Below are 22,673 nucleotides of genomic sequence, written 5' to 3'. Positions count from 1 at the left end.
TTTGCCCCCATGCAAAAACTAAAATTAGATGATCTGAACCGCGTAAGCGTAGAAGCTTTCAAGGAGCAGGACAAATTGCCTGTGGTTGTGGTGCTAGATAACGTACGCAGCATGCATAACGTCGGTTCGGTATTCCGCACCGGCGATGGCTTTTCTATTGAGAAGTTATACCTATGCGGTATTACAGCTCGCCCGCCACACCGGGAGATTGAGAAAACCGCTTTGGGTGCTACCGAATCGGTAGACTGGGTGCATGCAGAAAACACCCTGGATGCTGTTGCCATCTTGAGAAGCGAAGGTTATAAGATCATCGCCATTGAACAGGCAAAAGGCAGCACGATGCTGAACACCTTTCAACCCGCACAAGCGGAAAAATATGCATTGATCTTCGGAAACGAGGTAAATGGCGTAAGTGATGAAGTGATGGCGACAATTGATGCCTGCATTGAAATCCCGCAATTCGGTACGAAACACTCTTTCAATATTGTCATTTCAGCTGGAATTGTCCTTTGGGACTTCTTCGCTAAACTGCGATTAAATAACAACACAGCACAGGGTTAACCCTGTGCTGTGTTCATTCAATCAGGCATAGGGAATGCCATCTTTGGTGGGTAATTTACTGTAGTCCATTAAATATTCATCAACCTTTCTAGCAGCTTCACGGCCTTCTGAAATCGCCCAGACCACTAAGGACTGGCCTCTTCTCATGTCGCCCGCGCTGAAGATTTTTGGAATGCTGGTCTGATATTTACCTTCAGCAGCTTTCACATTACCGCGACTATCCAGATCAACGCCTAACTTCTCAAGTAATCCTTCTTTCTGCGGGTGCATAAAGCCCATGGCAAGCAATACCAGCTGGCAAGGTAACTCACGTTCCGTACCTGGTACTTCTTTAAAGTTCAGCGCTCTTCCATTGGCGTCCATCTCCCATTCTACTTCAACGATTTTAAGGCCTTTCAAAGCCCCGGCTTCATCCATGATGAACTCCTTGCTGTTGATGCCCCATGCACGATTACAGCCTTCCTCATGAGACGAAGTCACCTTAAGCAACATCGGGAAAGTCGGCCATGGCATATTGGCTGTGCGCTGCTCAGGCGGCATCGGCATGATCTCAAACTGCATGACCGATTTCGCACCCTGGCGGTTGGAAGTACCGATACAATCTGATCCGGTATCCCCGCCACCGATCACAATCACGTCCTTGCCCATGGCAGAAATCTGCTCATCCAGAATCTGGAAGTTACGCACCTTCTTGTTGGATTGCTTCAGGAAGTCCATCGCGAAATGTACCCCTTTTGCCTCACGCCCTTTGATGGGCAGGTCGCGCGGGATGGTTGACCCACCGGCAAGCACGATCGACTGATACTCGCGAAGTAAGGTGCTGATCTCGACATTCTGACCAACATTGGCATTACACTTAAATACAACGCCTTCTTTCTCCATCAGGTTGATCCTGCGGCGCACCACATCTTTCTGCAGTTTGAAATCAGGAATGCCGTAGTTCAACAGGCCGCCTGGGGTATCATCACGTTCAAAGACCGTCACTTCGTGGCCCGCTTTATTCAGCTGTGCCGCCGCTGCCAGTCCTGCCGGACCGGAGCCAATCACAGCCACTTTTTTTCCTGTTCTGATCAATGGCGGCTCCGCTTTGATGTAGCCTTTGGCGAAAGCTATCTCAATGATGTGCTTCTCAATTTCTTCAATCGACACCGGCGATTTGTTGATACCCAACACACAGGCGGATTCACATGGTGCCGGACAAATCCTGCCGGTGAATTCAGGAAAGTTGTTGGTACTTAATAAGATGTTGGAGGCCAGCTCCCATTCTCCTTTATATACCGCGTCGTTAAATTCGGGGATGACGTTGCCCAATGGGCAGCCCGACATACAGAAGGGAACGCCGCAGTCCATGCAACGTGCCGCTTCATGATTCAGGTTTTCGGTTTCACGCTGCTGTACAAATTCATTATAGTGTTCGATACGGGATCTTGGATCCTGCTTCTCTGGAGCCGTACGCTCATATTCTAAAAATCCGGTTACTTTGCCCATATCAGGAAACTTTAACTTTAGTCTTGTTCAATAAAATAGCTTTGTATTCTTTCGGGAATACCTTGATGAAGTGCGCCGATTGTGTTGGCCAATCGTTTAAGATGAATTCAGCTAAACGGCTACCAGTTAAGCGGATATGTTTGTTCAATAGCTCCGTAATTCTCAGTTCATCTAGCTGGTCAAGCGGATCCAGATCCACCATTTCCTGGTTGCATTTACTTCTGAAATCACCTTTGGTGTCGTACACCCAGGCTACACCACCACTCATGCCTGCAGCGAAATTGCTGCCCGTTTGCCCGATGATCAGCACCTCACCACCAGTCATGTACTCACAACCGTGGTCGCCTACACCTTCTACGACCGCCGTAGCGCCGGAGTTGCGGACCGCAAAGCGTTCACCCGCTTGTCCACGTGCAAAGAGCTCACCGGAGGTGGCGCCATAAAGCGCGACGTTGCCCAGGATGATGTTCTGTTCTGGCACGTACTGCACTTCCTTGAAAGGATAGATCACCAGTTTGGCGCCGGATAAACCTTTACCCACGTAGTCGTTTGCTTCACCTTCCAGTTCCAGGGATAGTCCTCTGGTGGCAAAAGCGCCGTAACTCTGACCCGCAGAGCCGGTGAATTTGAAGTTGATTGTGTCGGCAGGCAGGCCTTGCGACTGGTACTTTTTGGAGATCTCATTGGATAACATGGTGCCCAAAGCACGATCCGTATTTTTAATTTCAAAAGAACGGAATACCGGTTCTTTATGCAGGATTGCCGGTTGTGCTGATTCAATCAGTTCATGATCCAATACATTGGTTAAGCCATGATCCTGCGTTTCTGAGTTGTATAATGTTAAACCGTTATCTGGTGCTTTAAACAAGATGCCGGACAGGTCCAGGTTTCTCAGCTTCCACTCTGTTTCCGGGATCTGACGTACACTCAGGCAGTCGGCCTGCCCAACCATTTCGTTGACTGTTCTGAACCCAAGTTCCGCCATGGTTTCCCTTAACTCTTCCGCAAGGAAGTGGAACAGGTTAACCACATGATCCGGTTCACCGGTAAAGAGCTTACGCAAATCTGGATCTTGTGTGGCAACGCCGACTGGACAAGTATTTAGATGGCACTTACGCATCATGATACAGCCCGATGTTACCAGGGCAGCGGTAGCTACACCCCATTCTTCAGCCCCAAGCAAAGTCGCAATGGCGATGTCACGACCAGTCTTTAACTGTCCATCCGTCTGAAGCACCACGCGGCTTCTCAGGCGGTTTTTAACCAGGGTCTGGTGTGCTTCTGCGAGTCCAAGTTCCCAAGGCAAGCCAGCATGTTGTATGGAGGTCAGCGGTGATGCACCGGTACCGCCATCAAAGCCGGAAACCAGGATCACATCTGCATGTGCTTTTGCAACACCTGCGGCGATTGTTCCAACGCCAGCTTTAGAAACCAGCTTCACGTTGATCCTTGCCGCACGGTTGGCATTTTTAAGGTCAAAGATCAGCTGCGCAAGATCCTCAATAGAGTAAATATCATGGTGTGGTGGCGGCGAAATTAAACCTACACCCGGTGTGGCGTGACGAACCTTCGCGATCCAGTCATCCACCTTGTGGCCCGGCAGCTGTCCGCCTTCTCCAGGTTTAGCACCTTGCGCCATTTTAATCTGCAGTTCATCTGCATTCGTCAGGTAATTGCTCGTTACCCCAAAGCGTGCGGAAGCAATCTGTTTGATGGCTGAACGCATGGAATCTCCGTTTGGAAGCAGCTCATAACGAAGCTCATCTTCCCCACCCTCGCCGGTATTGCTTTTTCCGCCGATGCGGTTCATGGCAATGGCCAGGGTTGAGTGTGCCTCATGTGAAATGGACCCGAAAGACATGGCACCCGTCGCAAAGCGCTTCATGATGCTTTCTATTGGCTCCACCTCTTCCAATGGTACAGCAGGACGTTTATAGTTAAATTCAAACAAGCCGCGGATGGTAAATGCCTGCGACATTTGCTCATTCACCAGCTTCGCATATTGCTTATACAGGCTGTAATCTTTTCTTCGGGTAGAATTCTGTAACAGGTGGATCGTTTGCGGATTGAACAAATGCTGCTCACCCTTTCTGCGCCATTTGTAGTTACCACCAGTTGGAAGAATGGTATCCGGCCTGGTCGCTTTTCCAAAGATGCGGATGTGTTTGATCAGCGATTCACGCGCGATTTCATCCATGCCTAATCCGCCAATTCTGGATACTGCGCCTGTGAAATAGCGGTCCACAACTTTATTGTTCAAGCCCAGAATCTCGAAGATCTGCGCACCGTGGTACGATTGCAGTGTGGAGATCCCCATTTTCGAGAAGATCTTCAGCAAGCCACTATTTACGGCATAGATGTAGTTTTCGATCAGCTTTTCGGCTTTTATGCTTGATTCTTTTTCGAAGCCACGGATGGTCTCAAGAGCCAGGTAAGGATTTACGGCGGTAGCACCGAAACCGATCAGGCAAGAGAAATGATGCACTTCCCAAACATCGCCAGCTTCCACAACCAGTCCCACTGCACCACGGTAACCCTTACGGATCAGGTGGTGGTGCACCGCAGAGACAGCAAGCAGCGAAGGAATGGCCGCATGTTCCGAGTCTAACGCACGGTCAGACAGCACGATTACCCGGAAGCCATCTTCAACGGCATCCACCGCGTAACGGCAAAGGCGTTCGATCGCTTTCTCCAGCGCACCAGGTTCAGCACTTGCACGGAAATAGGTCTGCAAGGTCTTAGACTGGAATACACCAGTATCTATACTTCTAAGCTTTTCAAGCTCGACATTGGTTAAAATTGGATGTTTAATGCCCACACAGTGGCATTGCATGGCACTTTCTTCCAGCAGGTTCCCGTTGTTACCCATGAAACCAGCAAGGCTCATCACTACCTTCTCGCGAATAGGGTCAATTGGTGGATTGGTTACCTGTGCAAAGAGTTGCTTGAAATAGGAAGATAGATGCTGAGGTTTTTGCGAAAGCACAGCAAGCGGGATATCGGTCCCCATGGATCCAATTGGCTCCTTCGCTTCCAACGCCATTGGTTTTAGGATCAGGTCGACATCTTCACGGCTATAGCCAAAAACCTGCTGGTAGCGGAAGATGGACTCGTCTGAAAGCCCTGTAAACACTACACGTGGTTCAGGAAGCTCTTCCAGTCGGATCTGGTATTGGTTCAGCCAGTCGGCATAAGGCCTGCGGCTGCAAACTTGTGTTTTGATTTCGGTATCGCTGATGATGCGTCCCTGCTCCATATCCACGACGAACATTTTACCTGGGGTAAGTCGCCCTTTCTCAATGACCTTGCTTTGATCTAATGCCAGTGCACCAGCTTCAGAGGCCATGATCACCATATCGTCGCTGGTAATCGCATATCTTGATGGACGAAGGCCGTTACGGTCTAATGTTGCACCGATGAGGTTGCCATCTGTGAACGCAATCGCCGCCGGACCGTCCCATGGTTCCATTAAGGTCGCGTGGAACTTGTAGAAAGCCTGTTTAAGCTCGTCCATGTCTTTGTTGCCATCCCAGGCTTCTGGAATCAGCATCATCAATACATGTGGTAGTGACCTGCCGGAATGCAAAAGCAGTTCTACGATATTATCCAGGCAGCCTGAATCGGATTGTGTTTCATCAATTACCGGCAGCAGGATGTTCAGCTCTTCTGCTGTAAAATAACTGGAAGCAAAGGATTTTACACTTGCACGAAGCCAGTTCAGGTTTCCCTGCAGCGTGTTGATTTCCCCATTATGGGCGATATAGCGGAAAGGTTGTGCCAGGCGCCATGAAGGAAAGGTGTTGGTTGCAAAACGCGAGTGGATCAAGCCGAAGGCCGATACCACACGTTTATCGCTCAGCTCGGTAAAATAAGAGCGGAGTTGCAGGGAGGTCAGCTGACCTTTATATACGATGGTTCTCGAGGAAAAGGAGGCAATGTAAAAGTCGGAGCCGATGCCCAGTACCGTATTGTTAATGGTTTTGGTGAGGTAGTTTTTAAAGACGTATAGTTTACGTTCGAAATCAGCACCCGGTTTAATGGCGTAAGGACGGGCAACGAATACCTGCTCCATTTCCGGTTCAACGGAGAGCGCCATTTCACCGATGCCGGTGGTATCTGTAAGTACTTTGCGGAAGCCAAGGACTTCAAGGTTCAGTTTTTCTGCAGCACGGTAAATGACTTCGCGGCATTCTTCACGGGCTTTAATGTCTTTAGGGAGGAACAGCATGCCGACGCCATAATCGCCGGAGGCGTTCAGGCTAAAGCCACTTTTAAGGCATTCGTCGTAAAGGAATTCATGAGGAATCTGGATCATAATTCCTGCGCCATCTCCGGTATTGATCTCTGCGCCGCATGCACCTCTGTGGTCCAGGTTTTCAAGGATGGTAATGGCATCGGATACGATCTTCTGCGACTTCCTTCCTTTCACATGCGCGACAAAGCCAATACCACAGGCATCGTGCTCAAATCGCTGGTCGTATAGGCCGGTGGTTTCTTTCTGCATTTCTATAAGGATTAGTGTATTAGGAACACTAAGTTAATAAAATGAAGGTGCAATTACCATTAATGTAGCAGTTTTGCGAAGTGCTTAATAAGAAGAAAATTTAAAGGTCTAAAATTATGAATCTGTTAATAATGTAAGTTGAATATTAACAATCTTGTATTCAGATGTTCGTTGAAGCCTTGTTTTTAACTACATTTTCCAAGGCCGGTTGGTTTTCTTTAAAAATATTTCAAATTCAAGGGGCTTACAATCAATACATTACTAAAAATATGTCGTAAATCCATGAACATTCGTAAAAATAATTTTCGGGAAATGAATTCTGTTCTTACATTTGCAGTGGGCAAGTCTTCTACGATCAGCTCCTTTTGAACTCCCCCAGGGCGGGAACGAAGCAAGGGTAGAAAGTTGTAGCGGTGCGATAGAAGTTGCTTGCCCATTTTTTACTTTTTAGAAGTAGGAATTCAGACAAGCAGATTAACATCAAAAATATAAAACCTCCTTTGATCATTCAAAGGAGGTTTTTTGCTTTTAGGCTGTTTTCGATTTAGCTGCATTGGCTAAGTTCCAGCTCAGGCTTGAAAATACTTTCCAGATGTTTCTCGTAAGCCAGCATGTCTGTTTGTAAATCCGCATTCTTCTCGACATCATGGAAGTGGAAGCCGTCGAGTTTCTCCATGGATGCGAAAGCATTCATGCGGTGAAAGCCGAAAAGCGGACCATCATCAACAGATGTTTCCTTAAAGAACTCACCAGGTAATGTAAATGCTGTTTTGGGTGCATTCCAGCTTGTGGTAACCATGTACTTTGTGCCTTGCAGCATCCCTCCTGTTCCATAATTGATTTCAGGATTTTTACTTGAACGCCCATCGCTATGATAAATGCCGTTCTTGTGCCCTTCTGTAAATACCTCGTCTATGTACTTTTTAAAGCCATTCGGTACCTGGAACCACCACATGGGCGTGTGATAGATGATGTAGTCTGCCCAGACGAACTTCGCTACTTCTTCTTTCGCGTCATACCCTTTGTCGATGTGCGTCACCTTTACAATTACATCATCCTGTTTTTCAAAAAAGGCTTTGGTGTGTGCGGTAACGGTCTCGTTATATCTGCCACCGGAATGTGCGAAGCGTTGACCGGCGTTGATGATTAATACATGTTTCATATTGCTTTGAATTTGTATTACAAAAGTCCCACTCTAGGAATGATTATAAAAATAAGTTAAGTCATAGCTTTGTATCAGAATTATGATACTTGTACATACACGTACTTAGCAAATTGGATATGGTAAATCTTGAGTGGTATCGCACATTTAAAGCGATTTATAAGACTGGCACCTTGACTGGCGCAGCAAAGGCATTGTACATTTCACAACCTGGAGTAAGCTTACACCTTAGTTCTTTGGAATCTTACGTTGGCCACAAGCTGTTCGATCGCACTGGTCGGAAGATGATTCCCACGGAACGTGCAAAGGTGCTGTTTAATGCACTGACCGAGCCTTTGGCGAAGCTGGAGGAGATTGAGCAGAACCAGCAGCGTTCTACGCAGAAACATACGCCGACAATCAGCGTGGGTATGTGCTTTGAAACTTTCCAGATCACGCTGGAACAGTATGTCTCTACCCTGCCCTTCAACCTCATCATCAGCTTTGGCGAGTACCCGGAGATGCTGGACAAGTTGGACAAGGGGATCTTGGATCTGATCATCACACCCAAGAAGGGAATTTCGGCCAACATTGAACACGAGCCCTTCTCTTCTGAAAACATCGTGCTGGTGGGCGGTAAGGATGTACCGTTGGCGGAATTTAAGCCTATCCATAAGCAGAAGGATAAGGCGGCACTTGTGGCCTGGCTGAAACAGCAGAAGTGGTACGGAACCACGGGTGACATGGAACACCTGTTCCAGTTCTGGCGTTTGAACTTTGGACAGCAGCCGGACTTCAGGCCCAATTACATTGTGCCGAACCTGAATTCCATTGTGCGTTGTCTGAGTGCAGGTCCCGGCCTAGCTGTTGTGCCGGATTTTCTGTGCGCTGATGAAATCAAATCCGGATTGATCCAGTTGATCTGGGCTGGCGACAAGAAGTTGAAGAACACGCTTTATTTTGGGACGCGCAAGAAGACGAGCCACAAGGCGGAGATTGATCACCTGAAAGGTTTGTTCAGGCAGGTTATGAAGTAGTAGGTTTTGTGGCTTTTGATTCCTGAATTTATTGTAAGATGGAAGGTTTTTCTATGTGGAAATGGTGGAGAAAACTAGATGATAAACAAAGGATGAGGTCTGCTTTTGTCCAGCTTTCGTTCGCCTATTGTTCGCCTTTCGTTCGCCTATGCTTCGGCTCAAGCCGAAGCATAGGCGAACACGAGCCGGATCAGAGCCGAAGTAGATCCGTTTCGGTCTAGGTTTTTCTTTGTCTGCAACTGCTCTTTTATTTAACGTAACACTGTACGTAGCAGAAAGGCATAAAAAAATCCGGTGCCTTTATGGAAGGACCGGATCAAGAATATGTTTGATTTGTATAAGTCTGGATTAATACTTCTGTATTTAGCTTTCCAGCATGGCTTTTACCCTATCGTAGTTGATAACTTCATCAGGTGCAATTAGGATACCTTTTACGCCAGCGCCGTGTGCAGCTTCAACGTCGCGGGGCTTGTCGCCGATCATTACGGATAACTTCGGGTCTATATCATAGGTTGCAATGGCTTCCAGCAGCATTCCGGATTTCGGTTTACGGCACTCGCATTCTCCGGATACCGATGGATGGTGTTTACAGTAATAAGCATCGGTAAATTTGGCGCCTTGTGCTTCGTAGGTTGCATATAGGATCTTGTGCATTTCTGCGAGTTCTTCTTCTGTGTATCGTTGCAGTGCTAGTCCGCCCTGGTTGGTGATGACGATGAGCATATAGCCTTCATCATAGAATTTCTTTAATGCGGGGATTTGGTATTCCAGTACTTTGAAGTCCTCCACCCTGCAGATATAATCGTTCATTTCATGGTTGAGTACACCGTCTCTGTCTAAAAAGATTGCTTTATTTTTCATATTTTCCTTTAAACAAAGATGCGGATAAGAGTTTTAAGGATGAATGTTTAAGTTAAATTATAGAATTTGGGTTTATAGGGGTAGAAAATGGCGGTTGAAAAAGCTTGCTTATAAAATAATCTCCCTTAAAATCAGGTTTATAGCGGTTATACGCAATATTTTGTTGCAGGATATGTATTACGTCCTTATATTTGCATCACTTTAAAACGGAGACGTTTAGAGTAAAGTTCGAAAGAACTTTGATTCCGTAGCTCAGCTGGTAGAGCATTACACTTTTAATGTAGTGGTCCTGGGTTCGAATCCCAGCGGGATCACAGAGAAATCTTCAAACAAGAAAAGCCGCTTTTAGCGGCTTTTTTGATTATAGGCTTCCTACTTTTATTGTTCTAATAAGCCCAGATGAGTTTCATCAATTTGGGGACATCACGTAGTTTCTTCAATACCTTGGATCACCGTAGGTAGAGGAAATCGTTAAGACTTCAAATCAGCGATGATGGAAATTAATAGCTATTTTTTGAAATGTACCAGCTGTTCTCAACAAGCGTTACAATACTATTAATTTTGACTTTCACCCGTGGGCTGTGTTATGGGCGGATTTTACCGGCGGTATTCGGACGATATATTGATTATTTGCAAAGCAGAACAGGTGGAGGCAATTAAGTATTTTGTAGAAACTGAAATTGAAGTTAGTAGCAAGGTTCGATTAGCAAAACGAAAACAGAATCCTACGAATTCGCTAGAGTTAAGGTAAGTGATAAAACAGCGCGTATTGTGTCAACCCAAATCGTTGGAGAAAATTGTCTAATGGGAAAACCGTTGAGCTACCTAAGGTTTGAATTTTATCGTGAAAAAATCTTAATCAAGTCCGCTAACCTGGCCAAATTCTACAGAAGAGTTATCTATACGGTAAAACGACGCGCGCAACGCGCCGTCAAAGTTCCATCATCTCTTTCTTCGACGCCTGTTATTTTTTAAGCCAGGCTCATCAAGCTCTATAAGAACTTAGATTAAGATGATAATAACGTGTCTATAACGGACTTACTGGGCCAGTAAAAACGGAGGATGCTGGGCCAGTGATTACCGTAATCAATGGGCCACTTTTCACTACAATTATAAGCGTTTAGTTTTAATGACTCAACTGTTTCTTTCGTCTGAAAGATTCTCCTTCCAGTTCAATGCGATGAGAGGAGAACACGACTCGATCGAGTATTGCGTCTGCCGCCGTACTTTCTCCAATTAACCCGTGCCAGCTTGCGACTGGTATCTGTGTAGCAATTATGGTTGTTGAGCTCTCATGTCTTTCTTCAATTACATCCATCAGTACGTTTCTTGCCTGCTGATCGATATTGGCCAGACCAAAGTCATCCAGGATCAGCAGCTCTGTTTTTTGTATCCGCTTGATCAGCTTATAGTAAGTACCTTGTAGTTTAGCTAGTTTGGCCAGATCAAAGAACCTGGCGGTATTATAGTACATGGTCTTGTGCAGCATCTGACAAGCTTTTACCCCAATGCTTTGGGCCAGAAAGCTCTTACCGCAACCACTGGCCCCGGTAATAATCAGATTTTCCTTTTTTCGAATAAAGTTAAGGCTTAGCAGCCTTTCAAAGCTTGTTTTATCCAAGCCTCTTTGCGTTTGGTAGTCGATATCTGATGCAGCGGCCACTTGTTTAAAGCCGGCCCTCTGTATAAGACTTTCGATATTGCGATTCTCTCGGCTTTCCCATTCGGTATCGACCAGCAGTGAGAGGAAGTCGTCCAGGGTGTAGTCCTGGTAGAGGTTTTCGCTGATACTTCGGTGATAAAGCGTTGCCATTGCATTCATACGCATACGGCGCATCTTTTCTACAGTGTTGTGTTCGTTCATGATTATTATTGCTTTTTGTTAATGATGTGTATTGGTTCAGGGGTCGGTATACTCCGGACCCTACTTACTGATAGTGGCTTGCGCCACGGATGTTGCTATGCTCAGGGATTGCAGGACCAGATTGGACTTCGTATTCCTGATCCATTGTATCCAGGTTGTTTTTCAGTATCATTTCGATAGTCCGGTAAGAAGCCTTATGATGTTCCAAAGCTCTTTTACAGGCTGCTTCCAAACGTTCCTTACTGTAAGTCTTTTCAAAAGATAAGATCCCCTGGCTCTGTTTATATGCAATTTCAGGATAGTTGTACTGGCTAAACAGGCGTTCAATATAGGCCAGTGTACATGCCCCTGTTCCACGGGCACGGTTCTGGAAGTATTCAGGGCTCCACTGCCCGTAGGCCTGGTGCGAAGAAGGCATGTGGTCGGTGATGGTGGTGTAATGTCCTGATTTATAGCTTCTTTCGTGACTTGCAATCCGGTCATGATTATAGAACACCTCTAACTTATCCTGATTATACTGAACTTCCACATGCATGCCGGTAAAGCGGTAAGGCACGCTATAGTAGTTCCGGTCTTCACTCATGTAGATGTGTGCAGTCTTTTGCACTTTGGCCCGCCGGTACTGACGGATACTGTAAGGTCCTGAAGTAATTTGCTGCAGGTACTGCTTCTCCAGGTCAATGAAATAACTTCTGCGGCTGCCTCCACCATGAGCGAACAGGTAGTCATTATATGCCTCTAGTAGTTCAGCAATTGCTTTATTAAGATCTTTAAGGCTAAAGTAGGTGTGCTTACGCAAGTGATAGTAGATCCGCTGGTAAACCAGCTCTACGCTACGCTCCACCAGGGCCTTATCTTGCGGGTGGTGTGGACGCGCCGGATCTACGACACAGCCATAATGCAACGCAAAGCCAGCAAAAGTTTTGTTGATCACCGGTGCGTATTTACTGCCTTTGCTAACAGCTGATTTCAAATTGTCTGATACAATGGCTTGCGGAACTCCACCCATCCACCTCAAACAGGCTTCCATACGGCCGATTAGATCTTCTCGTTTTTGAGAAGGAACCGCCATAACAAAGGTATACTGACTGCAGGGAAGTACAGCGATAAATACCTCCACGTCAATCTGCTCACCGGTTGAGCGGTCAATATACCAGGGCTTTTTACCGCAAAAGTCAATAAAAAGCTTTTCTCCAGCTTTATGGATCAGTTTACCACTATGGCTGCTTCTATTCTTCCAATTGCGGTAATGAAAGGCAAACTGCGTGTATTTATATCCGCCAGAGTTCTTCTCAAAGTAGTCTTTCCATAATTCCTGCAGCGTACCTCCAGGTTTTTGAAGCTCTTTCTGAAAGGTCGGGAACTGTTTGCTCAATAGCTCGTAGCGCTCTTTTTCAGTCTGGCTATTCTCGGTAAACAAATCTCTGAGCGCTACTTCGTCAAGCTCAATAAGTTCCTGAAAGGTAAGGCCTAACGCTTTAAAACGACTGGTATACCCGTCTACCGTCTTACGGTTTACTTTCAGATAGTCTGCTACTTTGCGGTTGCTTAAGCCCTTTAGTTTAAGAACGATTAAACTGCGTAATTCCATGATATCTATTCTTTGTCCTGCCATGTATCTGCTAATATTTCAGACACAAGGCTATTAAAAATCATGAAAAGTGGCCCTATGACCTCCGTTATCGGATGATATCGATGTACTCTATTAAGCAAATCACGTCTCGTTAAACAAATTGAACTTTGGCCCATTGACCTCCGGAATAACGATTCTTTTTTTGGCCCAATGATTCGCGTTATGGCTGGCCCGGTATCAGCGTAATGCCTGGCCCATTGACTACCGTTTTAGACAATAACGAACGATCATTTGTTATAACGCGACTTTAGAAGCAGTCAAATGGCACTTATAGGTATGTGAATTTTGAGGTCAAGCCAAAAGAAGGCAAACCAGCAGTCCAAAAGCAAAGAAAGGCAAACTACCTAGCATACGTTAGGCGCTCAAGCAGCCAAATGCAGCAGGATGGTATTCTTAGTCAGGTAGGAAAGCGTCGGAACATCTTTAATCAGGCGTTAGCGAAGCACTTGAAAAATCTTAAACAGATGTTGCCCTTTGATTAATTAACTACTTCTTGGCTCATCATTTTACTGAACTTGAGGTGGAAACTGACAATTAAGTAGAAAACCACAAACTATTGACCCCTCCTTCCCAAAAACAAATTTTTGATCACTTCTTGATAACCAGTTTATTTCGCGGCATTCTAAACTGGATGAATGAGGTCACTCAAATGGGTTTATTCAGTGCAGGATCATTTGATTGTTACTCTTGACCTGTTTAATTCTTTGGCGATGAGGGGCTGATATGAATAGGATTAGAATTTCTCAAGAATAAGTTTTTTCGGCTGAGAATTTACTTGTTAAACACCCTTGGATCTCTTGTCTGGCAGTCTTATTTGCACCAAAAAAGGATTATCTTAGACCAAACCATTATAAGCCAAAATTCGGAGTATGAAAATGAAATTAACGAGTGTAAAAGTCAATAAATATAAAAGTATTCAAAAAGAGCAAACTATTAATATTGAACCAGACATTACAACGATAGTTGGAATGAACGAATCAGGGAAAACTAGTTTTTTGCAGGCCATTGCTAAAACGAACTATTTCACGTCGGATCCAGATTTTGAGTTTGATATTACTCAGGACTACCCAAGGAGTGAGCTAGTAGATTTTGAAAATTCAGATGAAGACGAAGAAATCATTGTCTGCACGTATACTTTGTCTGACGAATTTATAGCTCAAATTAATAAAGATCTTGGCACAGATGTGTTTTCAAGTAGGCAATTAACATACACCAGTAGCTATAAAAAAGCCGCGACTGTTGGTGGTATGACTGGCAATCAAAAAACATATTTAGAATTTATCGTCAAAAATTATACGCTGTCAACCAAGACAAAAACTACAATTGTTTCTCTGTCAGATCTAAAAGCAGTTGCATCAATTGTTGCCGAAGATGATGACACAGATTTAACAGCATTAAAAGCACAACTTAAAAAAATTACAGACTCAACTAATTGGGATAATTCACTCTCAGGATATATTTTTACAAATTACATCAAACCCAATTTCCCTAGATATTGGTATTTTGATGATTACTATCATCTTGGAGGCAAAATCAACCTAAATGAGTTAAGCAATGGAAGTACCGATGAAAAGACTAAAACTGCTAGGGCACTTCTAGAATTAGCCCGGATTCAAACGTCGGATATACTATCCACTACTGATTATGAACGTTTTATTGCGCTACTCGAAGCTTCATCTAACAAAATCACAAATGAAATTTTCAAGTATTGGTCTACAAATAAAAATCTTGATATAGAATTTAGAATACAAGATAAAGACAGTGTTAAATATTTAGATATCCGTGTGAAAAGTCAAAGGCACAGAATAACCTTGCCGCTAGATAGACGAAGCAAAGGATTTAATTGGTTTTTCTCGTTTATCATTTGGTTTAGTAAAATACAAGCTGATAAAAGTTCAGACTTTATATTACTTCTTGATGAACCTGGATTGAACTTACACGCCTCTGCACAAGCTGACTTACTAAGGTTTTTTGAAGATTTATCTAAGAAATACCAAATCATCTATACAACTCATAGTCCTTTCATGGTTGAGTCGAATAAGCTAAATATGGTAAGAACCGTTTTGGAAACTGATGAAGGCACAATCATATCAGATAGTATTCAGGAAAAGGATGCAGACACATTGTTTCCCCTTCAAGCTGCTTTGGGTTATGATATCGCACAAAATTTATTCATTTCAAAGAACAACCTTTTGGTCGAAGGCCCTGCTGATTTACTTTACATAACAGTGATGTCCAATTTGTTAGAATCTCAAAAAAGGAAAGGATTGAGCGAAAATATTACTATTGTTCCCGTGGGAGGTTTAGATAAGGTGACCACATTTATTTCCTTGCTGAGAGGATCAAAACTTAACATAGTATGTCTCCTTGATAGTTTTATCGACCAAAAAGGTAAACAAAGAGTATCAGATCTGATCCAGCAACGGATCATTAAGGAAAAAAATATAAGGTTCTTTGACGAATTTACGGGTACTGGTAATAAAACAGCAGATATTGAAGACCTTTTTTCAAAAGAGGAATACTTAAAATTATTTAACATCGCCTTTGACAAGGAATACAAAGAGGTGAAAATCGCCGATCTTGATAGTGCGATTGAAACCGTTATAAAACAAATCAATAAAGTTATAGGTAAGGATAGGTTTAATCATTACAGGCCAGCAAATAAGCTTAACCAGTTAGGCGTTGACGTGTCTTATTTCTCTGAAGAAACGCTAGAAAGATTCGAAAAAATGTTTATTGAAATTAATAAGCTGTTTTAGCTATGGCAAATGAAATAAAATTGAATTTGAAAGAAAATCTTGAAAACAGGTTTGTGGCATTTTTAGATGTTTTAGGATTTAGTGACCTTGTAAGTAAAAACAATGTGGAAAGTCTGGAATCATATTTTTCAAAAATTACTGGAGTTCTGGAGTCTTTAAAAGAAAAGAAATCGAAGATATACTCACTCAGCATCAGTGATTCGATTATACTAATCGCAGAACCAGGTTTAGATAGTTTTAGGGAACTTGTGACTGCTATAAGAACTATCCAGAGTCAGCTATTATATAGAAAAATCATTCTAAGAGGCGCCGTTTCTTATGGGCCAGTCTTTTATGACCAAGAAAGAAATATCATTGTTGGAAAAGGGTATATTAAGGCATATTTGTTAGAAGCGCAAGCCATATATCCTAGGGTTATTATTGATCCGGCGATCATTAAACTGTTTGGCAAAGACAAAACGACATTTATTAAGCATGTAAATACTTCAATCGGCTATACCTTTGAAAAACGGTTGATTTATTGTAAGAGCGAATTTTCTAGAATACAGGACGATGCGATATTTATTGACTATGCAAATAAAATAGTTATGAAGGAAAAATTACACGGAGCAGATTCAAAGACGTATCAAACTATACTAGAAAATCTTTATACAGACCAAAAAGTATTCTCGAAATATATTTGGCTGAGAGATTATTTCTTGGAAAGCTTCAAATTGACTCATTTCATTCTAACTAATGAGTTGCAATTTAACAATGAACATACCACTAAAATAAGTAAGTGGATTGAGAAATACGAACGACTGTAATCACATCTAAATTTATCAATTCGATTTTATGTACTTATTAGATCTTTAGAAAGAACTTTTACATCATTTTTACTGCTGTTCTGCCCCGACCCGCCAAATACCACAGCAACATTGCCGGATATTGTGAGGAGACTCTAGATAATAAAAATGGCTTGATATTCTCCAAATCCAGTAAACTACTACCGCCCGGCTGGGTGAACAATTACTTAAGTGCAGGATCTTCTGTTATACCAAATCGGATAAACTGTAAATACATCATCGATTTTAGGAACTGTTTGTGGAAATTGAAGCAAAAAGGAGAGGTTAATAATATTTACCTTTATAAATAAGCAATTAGCAAGAAGGGTATAAACGCTCATGACTACACAAGAAAAAGCACTGGCAAGAACGTTATTCAAACTCAAAGTACATGAGGGCGATGGAGACAAGTATGAAAATATTTTCACCGAAATAATGAATTATGAAGAGCCCGATTTTCAACAGATAAAACCATGGGGCCCTATTGGTGACAGAAAAAATGATGGATACATCCAAAGTAAAGAGATTTATTTTCAGGTTTACGCACCAGAAGATATCAGAAACAATTACCCCGCTGTAATTACTAAACTAGAGACGGATTTTGCAGGCTTAAAGAAACAATGGCCTAATGTCAAGGAGTTCTATTTTGTTATTAACGACAAATTTCATGGCGTTAATCCAGATAGCGAGAAGACTTTGGCGAATATTGTCAAAACGCATAAATTGACAAAGGGCGGGTTTTTAACGCCAAAAGATTTGGAAAACAAACTCTTTAAATTGTCTGATGATCAAATTATTGCGGTTACTGGGTTTTTACCAGACACAAATAGTGTCTCAAATTTAGACTTTGCAATTCTTACTGAAGTTATCGCTTTCATTATGAAACTTCCCATTGTTCCAGTTGTGGGAAAAATCGAATTTCCAGATTGGGACGAAAAAATAAAGTTTAACAAACTTAGCCCCTGGACGAAATGCTATTTGGAAATAGGAGCACAAAAATTAGGGGCTCTAAATCAATTTATTTCAAATCAATCGTTTTTAGCAGATAGTTTGCAGGAAAAATTGTCCGGTATATACCAAGGTTTAAAAGCAAATCCACCAGAAGATAATGAACAGGGGTTTTCAGGCGATTTTATATTTTGGGAAATGGTAAAGCAGTGTTCACCAAAAAATGAGGCACATTTTGAATCAGCTATTATTACTATCATTGCAAAATATTTTGAATCCTGTGATGTTTTTGAGAAAAACCCTGATATAACTGTCTAAACAAATGATTTTACCAAGTAAGCATGTTAACTTTTCGGAATCTCTTTTGGGGTTTGGCAGTTACTTGTTGCAGAAATTGGATAAACCTGCCAGTGTTGACGACCTTTGGAAATTATATCAGGCTGATCTAAAACTTGGATATTACTTTGCCAAGCAAAGTTTCGATAATTTAATACTCACATTGATTTTCCTTTATAGCGTCCAAGCAATAAAAGAAGAGAAAGGATTAATTCATAAATGCAACTAATTTCAATTGAATCCAATCGCAGTAGTTTTAGGCCCGTGGTTTTTAAAAATAAATCTGGGTTAAATTTTATATTAGCAAAACAATCAAAGCTTGTTTCAAAGGTTGACGACAAAACATTTAATGGTGTTGGTAAATCGCTATTGATATCCTTAATTCATTTTTGTCTAGGGTCAAGCACAAAAGAGTCCTTTAAGAAGCACCTGCCAGGATGGGTTTTTACGTTGAAATTTGCTATTGATACTGTTGAATATACAACCATTCGAGGCACAGATAACCAGACAAAGATCAATCTCAATGGAGTTGATACAAAAGTCGCAGATTTCAATAGTAAATTCGGCAAACTTATTTTTGAAATCCCCGATGATGTTGGTCAACTATCATTTAGGAGTCTACTTCCTTTTTTTATTAGGCCTAGAAGAGGCTCTTATAACTCGTTCAAAGACCCTAATGTATTGAATAACGAATACCCAATTCTGTTTACCAACTCTTTCTTGTTAGGATTAAATGTCCATTTAGTCGAAGAAAAATTCAAATTAAGAAAGGAAAAAGAAAGAATTAAAAATCTCGTGAAGGAGCTAACGAATGATCACTTACTTAAAGAATTCTTTATTGGTAACCGTGACGTTTCATTGGCGAAGCAAGATTTAGAGGATAAGATTAAGATTCTAGGCTCCGATCTTCAAAAATTTCAAATTGCTGAAGACTATTATGACATAAAAAGAGAGGCTGATAGACTACAAAAAGACCTAGAGGCAACTCAAAATAAAATTGTTTTAATACAGAACCAGATTCTAAATATAGAGGAGAGCCGTAAAATATCTCCCGATATCAAGAAGGAAAGCATTGAAAGAATTTACAAAGAAGCTTCTATAATATTGGCAGAGGGCGCCTTGTTAAGGCTCGAAGAATTAGAAAAGTTCTACAAGCACCTTACTATTAATCGTGAAAAAAGACTTTTGGACCAAAAAAATGCTTTGTTGCGTGAATCAAAAGAATTACATTCACATTTTGATAACTTAAAAACCGATTTTGATAAAAATTTAAGCTATCTAAATTCACATCAAGCTTTGGATGTATTTGTTAAGCTCACAAATAAATTGTCAGATCTTAAAGGTGAAAAGGATAATCTAGAACGATACGACACCCTTCTAAAAGAATATCATAATTCCAAGTTAAAGATCGAAAAGGATTTTCTAGATGCAACGGTTAAGACCGACGAATACTTGAATGAAGCCGAAGGAGTAGTCAAAGGCTTAAGGGATTTTTTTAGAGAATTAACTAAACGGTTTTATCCAAATTCTGCAGCTGGTATTACTGTTTATAATAATGTTGGCGATAATCAGATTAGATATACGTTCGATGCGAAAGTAGAAGCAGATGCTTCAGATGGCATCAATAGCGTGAAAATCTTTTGCTACGACTTAACAATCCTTTTACAAGGTTACGGACATAAAATGAACATGATATTTCATGATAGCCGGCTTTTAGATGGAATTGATCCAAGGCAAATAGCTGAATTGTTTAAAACATTGAAAGCATATATTCCTAAGGCAAATAAGCAATACATTCTTTCATTTAATCAAAACCATTTGGATGAAATAAAGCAGCATTTGACACCTGAAGAGTTTAAAGAAATTGTATTAGACAATATTTGCCATGAGTTAGAAGATGACTCTCCTTCAAGTAAGCTTTTGGGGATTCAAGTGGACATGGCCTACGATTAACGATTATTAAAATTTATGTGATTTCTTAGCTCGATTTGCGCGACAACTTATAAACTTGGAACACATGCGTCGGATTCGCATTGAATTTTCTAAAGCGATAAATCAGTTAAATTCTTCACTTACCCATTGATTTTGGTAGGTGGTACCGGGAGTGTAACGCGAACTGTGTCAGTTCTAAATTAACGCCTCTCAGAAGCCTCTATTCTCCTGAAGAATTCTGTCACCAAACTTAATATAAAGTTGAGAAAATGCCAGTCCCCAATTATGGATTGGCATAGTCCAGGTACATTAGTTTCATTAGTGCCTGTTCTGAAGAAAACGCACCTTTGGTCTTGGTTATTTTACGGATTTGACGATGGACACCCTCAATCGGGTTGGTGGTGTAAATAATCTTGCGGATCCCGGCGTCGTATTCAAAGAATGCAGAAAGGTTCACCTAGTTATCCAGCCAGGATTTGCAACTCAGCGGATATTTCTTACCCCATTTTTCTTCAAACTCCAACAACCTTTCATAACCCTGCTGCTCATTATTTGCCTGGTAGATAGGCTTCATGTCGGCCATCACCGCCTTTTTATCTTTTTCAGGAACATAACGCATTGAAGAGCGGATCTGATGAACAATGCAAAGCTGCACCCTGGTCTTTGGAAAAATAGCTTCAACTGCTTCAGGAAAGCCCTTCAGGCCATCGATGCAGGCGATCAGTATATCTTCCACGCCACGCGTTTTTAGATCAGTTAACACCGAGAGCCAGAATTTGGCACCTTCACTTTCAGCTGTATACAGGCCTAAAACATCTTTTTTGCCTTCAATGTCTACGCCTAGAATATTGTAGATCGCACGGGTTTCAACCACACCATTTACCCTGACTTTGAAAAACATACAATCCAGAAATACAAAGGGATAAACTGCTTCTAGCGGACGATTGCGCCATTCCTGCACCGCTGGAATCACACTGTCGGTAATTCTTGAGATCTCAGCTGCAGAAATATCCATGGCGTACATTTCTTGGATATAATCACGCATAGCACGCGTGCTCATGCCCATGGCATACATCGAGAGAATGTTTCCTTCCAGTTCCTCTGTAATGATCAGTTGTCGTTTGGGTACAACTTTAGGGTCAAAAGTGCCAAGCCGATCACGACCAGTCTCCAGCTCAAACTCCCCGGAACTTAAGCTACGTACTGTCTTCTTACTTTTGCCATTTTTACGATTGGGCTGACCGGCTAGTTTACTTTCTGAAATGTGGTGCTCCAGTTCTCCGGTCATCATTGATTCCAGAAAGTGTTTCATCATTGGAGCTAGAACCCCATCTGTGCCTGTCATTTTCTTGCCGGCATATAAGCCAGCTATAGCTTCCTTTTTGAAGCTTTCGAAATCAAAATCTTCTTGTGTTGCCATGTTCATGTCGATAGTTTAAAGTTACACTATTGACACAGTTCATGAAACACCCTCGTGGTACCCTCTAATAACGAAATATCCGAGGATTAACATATTTGTTGGAAGTTAATCTAAGAATCTGTACAGCACTTAAATGTAATTGGCCGAATCTCCTGTAGTTCTTTTTGCTTGTATTTTATTATAATCTGACGTAGATGCAATTTCAATTTCTCGATAAAAAGCCGTAACAAAAACGTAACGAAGCAAAATTTGCAGGTCCAAAAATAGTCCGTGAATTTCTTCTGCAAGTAAAAAAAGCACATTTTTTCTCATAATACGGCGGTTAGGCTAGAGGACCCATAATCTTTTACTACAACTATCATTGGTGATAACGTGGTGGTTAGTCTTACCCAACGGATTTTTAAAAATTCAAAAGCCACTTCTTTCTAATGTAAAGATGGTTTTATTCTACCCCTTTCACCTTCATTGGCAAAGTGTAAATAGCCTTCCGCGCTGTAATAAACAGCACATCCTTATCTTTCCCGGAGAAACAAATGTTACTCGGTTCATGAGGCACCTTAATCTGCGCGATCATCTCTCCTTTTGCGTTTAAAATCAGAACGCCCTTACCTGTGGTCAAGTAAATGTTTCCCTTCTCATCTAAGGTCATGCCGTCCGAACCATACGACATCAGCAGGTGCTTCCCTCCTAGCTTTCCATCGGCTTCAATGGAATATCTGTACGTTTTACCTGCACCAATATCAGCGACATATAAGTACTTTCCATCAGGTGTTCCAACGATACCATTCGGTGTGTTTAAATCATTGACAACGCGGATGGGCTGTTTAGCTCCTTTTGGAAGATAGTAAACATCATTGCTACTCATGTCCTTACCGGTTCTGGTCCAATAATCACGTTTATAATAAGGATCTGTGAAATAGATGTCTCCATTGCTGTTGATCCAAAGATCATTGGGGCCGTTAAACTGTTTCCCCTGATAGTCTTTCAAGATCACATCTACTTTTCCGTCCGGTTTTATCGCCCACAGCTCACCATCTTGATCTGCACAAGTCACAAGATTTCCTTTGGCATCGAAATAGGTCCCGTTAGATCTACCGGATTTCTCCATGAACACAGAAAGCTTTCCATCTGTACCATACTTCCAGATTTTATCATTTGGCTGATCTGTAAAGAACACGTTTCCCTGTTTGTCGGGAGAACAGCCTTCTGTAAAGCTGAAATCGCTTGCGATCAGTTTAAGTTCGTTTTGGTCAAACAGGTTTGCTGTTCCTGGATTAGCATCCTGGGCAGATGAAGCGGAAGAATACACCATAATTAAGATTACTAATTTTAGTTTAGAAATGTTCATAGCAGAGGGTTTACGTT

The 22,673-nt window shown here is 42.2% G+C and carries 15 protein-coding genes, 1 tRNA gene, 1 other RNA gene and 1 pseudogene; 9 read left to right on the top strand and 9 right to left on the bottom strand.

The window, feature by feature from the left end; translation table 11 throughout:
* Window positions 1-9 precede the first annotated feature (9 nt).
* Window positions 10-561, top strand: coding sequence for an RNA methyltransferase (locus tag IEW69_RS10420; RefSeq protein WP_188626792.1), 552 nt, complete (start codon window positions 10-12; stop codon window positions 559-561).
* A gap of 21 nt (window positions 562-582) precedes the next feature.
* Here the strand turns inward: IEW69_RS10420 and IEW69_RS10415 are convergent, their stop codons facing one another.
* Together IEW69_RS10415 and gltB are read right to left on the bottom strand one after the other, a co-directional pair.
* On the bottom strand, window positions 583-2,049 hold the full coding sequence (locus IEW69_RS10415; RefSeq protein WP_188626791.1) for a glutamate synthase subunit beta: 1,467 nt from the start codon (window positions 2,047-2,049) through the stop codon (window positions 583-585).
* Between the two features lies 1 nt (window position 2,050).
* Entirely contained in the window at window positions 2,051-6,553 is a 4,503-nt protein-coding gene (gene gltB, locus IEW69_RS10410) for a glutamate synthase large subunit (RefSeq protein ID WP_188626790.1), read from the bottom strand.
* 338 nt (window positions 6,554-6,891) lie between these two features.
* Here gltB and ffs point away from each other — a divergent pair.
* Window positions 6,892-6,991: signal recognition particle sRNA small type (ffs, locus tag IEW69_RS10405), an RNA gene on the top strand.
* Between the two features lie 106 nt (window positions 6,992-7,097).
* Here the strand turns inward: ffs and IEW69_RS10400 are convergent.
* Window positions 7,098-7,715, bottom strand: a complete 618-nt coding sequence (locus IEW69_RS10400; RefSeq protein WP_188626789.1) for an NAD(P)H-dependent oxidoreductase — start codon at window positions 7,713-7,715, stop codon at window positions 7,098-7,100.
* 119 nt (window positions 7,716-7,834) lie between these two features.
* Here IEW69_RS10400 and IEW69_RS10395 point away from each other — a divergent pair, with 119 nt between their 5' ends.
* Window positions 7,835-8,731, top strand: a complete 897-nt coding sequence (locus IEW69_RS10395) for a LysR family transcriptional regulator (RefSeq protein ID WP_188626788.1) — start codon at window positions 7,835-7,837, stop codon at window positions 8,729-8,731.
* A 363-nt stretch (window positions 8,732-9,094) separates the two neighbouring features.
* On the opposite strand, the gene IEW69_RS10390 is transcribed toward IEW69_RS10395, so the two are convergent.
* Window positions 9,095-9,592, bottom strand: a complete 498-nt coding sequence (locus IEW69_RS10390; protein WP_188626787.1) for a D-glycero-alpha-D-manno-heptose-1,7-bisphosphate 7-phosphatase — start codon at window positions 9,590-9,592, stop codon at window positions 9,095-9,097.
* A gap of 241 nt (window positions 9,593-9,833) precedes the next feature.
* On the opposite strand from IEW69_RS10390, the gene IEW69_RS10385 reads away from it, so the two are divergent.
* A tRNA-Lys gene (locus IEW69_RS10385) sits at window positions 9,834-9,906 on the top strand.
* A gap of 812 nt (window positions 9,907-10,718) precedes the next feature.
* On the opposite strand, the gene istB is transcribed toward IEW69_RS10385, so the two are convergent.
* Both istB and istA read right to left on the bottom strand, forming a co-directional pair.
* Window positions 10,719-11,456, bottom strand: coding sequence for an IS21-like element helper ATPase IstB (gene istB, locus IEW69_RS10380; RefSeq protein ID WP_188626786.1), 738 nt, complete (start codon window positions 11,454-11,456; stop codon window positions 10,719-10,721).
* A gap of 64 nt (window positions 11,457-11,520) precedes the next feature.
* Window positions 11,521-13,047 carry an IS21 family transposase gene (gene istA, locus IEW69_RS10375; protein WP_188626785.1) on the bottom strand — a complete coding sequence of 509 codons (1,527 nt, stop codon included), beginning with the start codon at window positions 13,045-13,047 and terminating at the stop codon, window positions 11,521-11,523.
* 911 nt (window positions 13,048-13,958) lie between these two features.
* On the opposite strand from istA, the gene IEW69_RS10370 reads away from it, so the two are divergent.
* The 5 genes from IEW69_RS10370 to IEW69_RS10355 all read left to right on the top strand — a co-directional run bounded on the left by IEW69_RS10370 (window position 13,959) and on the right by IEW69_RS10355 (window position 19,909).
* Window positions 13,959-15,848 carry an ATP-dependent nuclease gene (locus IEW69_RS10370; protein ID WP_229663590.1) on the top strand — a complete coding sequence of 630 codons (1,890 nt, stop codon included), beginning with the start codon at window positions 13,959-13,961 and terminating at the stop codon, window positions 15,846-15,848.
* Between the two features lie 2 nt (window positions 15,849-15,850).
* Entirely contained in the window at window positions 15,851-16,654 is an 804-nt protein-coding gene (locus tag IEW69_RS10365; RefSeq protein WP_188626784.1) for a hypothetical protein, read from the top strand.
* Window positions 16,655-17,011: 357 nt separating this feature from the next.
* Entirely contained in the window at window positions 17,012-17,938 is a 927-nt protein-coding gene (locus IEW69_RS10360) for an ABC-three component system protein (protein WP_188626783.1), read from the top strand.
* Window positions 17,939-17,942: 4 nt separating this feature from the next.
* The gene (locus IEW69_RS17095) at window positions 17,943-18,185 is read left to right on the top strand and encodes an ABC-three component system middle component 6 (protein WP_373284100.1); all 243 of its coding nucleotides are present in this window, start codon (window positions 17,943-17,945) and stop codon (window positions 18,183-18,185) included.
* Window positions 18,176-19,909: a DUF2326 domain-containing protein gene (locus IEW69_RS10355; protein WP_188626782.1), complete on the top strand. Its 1,734-nt coding sequence runs from the start codon at window positions 18,176-18,178 to the stop codon at window positions 19,907-19,909. Before IEW69_RS17095 ends, IEW69_RS10355 begins: the two co-directional genes overlap by 10 nt.
* A 189-nt stretch (window positions 19,910-20,098) precedes the next feature.
* Here the strand turns inward: IEW69_RS10355 and IEW69_RS10350 are convergent.
* From IEW69_RS10350 to IEW69_RS10340, 3 genes and pseudogenes are all read right to left on the bottom strand, one after another.
* Window positions 20,099-21,308 (bottom strand): annotated as a pseudogene (locus IEW69_RS10350) (IS256 family transposase).
* Window positions 21,309-21,437: 129 nt separating this feature from the next.
* On the bottom strand, window positions 21,438-21,620 hold the full coding sequence (locus IEW69_RS10345) for a hypothetical protein (RefSeq protein ID WP_188626781.1): 183 nt from the start codon (window positions 21,618-21,620) through the stop codon (window positions 21,438-21,440).
* A 130-nt stretch (window positions 21,621-21,750) separates the two neighbouring features.
* A complete protein-coding gene (locus IEW69_RS10340; protein WP_188626780.1) occupies window positions 21,751-22,656 on the bottom strand; it encodes an SMP-30/gluconolactonase/LRE family protein in 906 nt (301 codons plus the stop codon).
* Window positions 22,657-22,673 lie beyond the last annotated feature (17 nt).

Origin of the sequence: Pedobacter quisquiliarum (genome assembly GCF_014642175.1) — a bacterium.
In the GTDB taxonomy this organism is placed as follows: Bacteria; Bacteroidota; Bacteroidia; order Sphingobacteriales; family Sphingobacteriaceae; genus Pedobacter; species Pedobacter quisquiliarum.
This window is presented reverse-complemented; position numbering and strand designations above follow the sequence as displayed.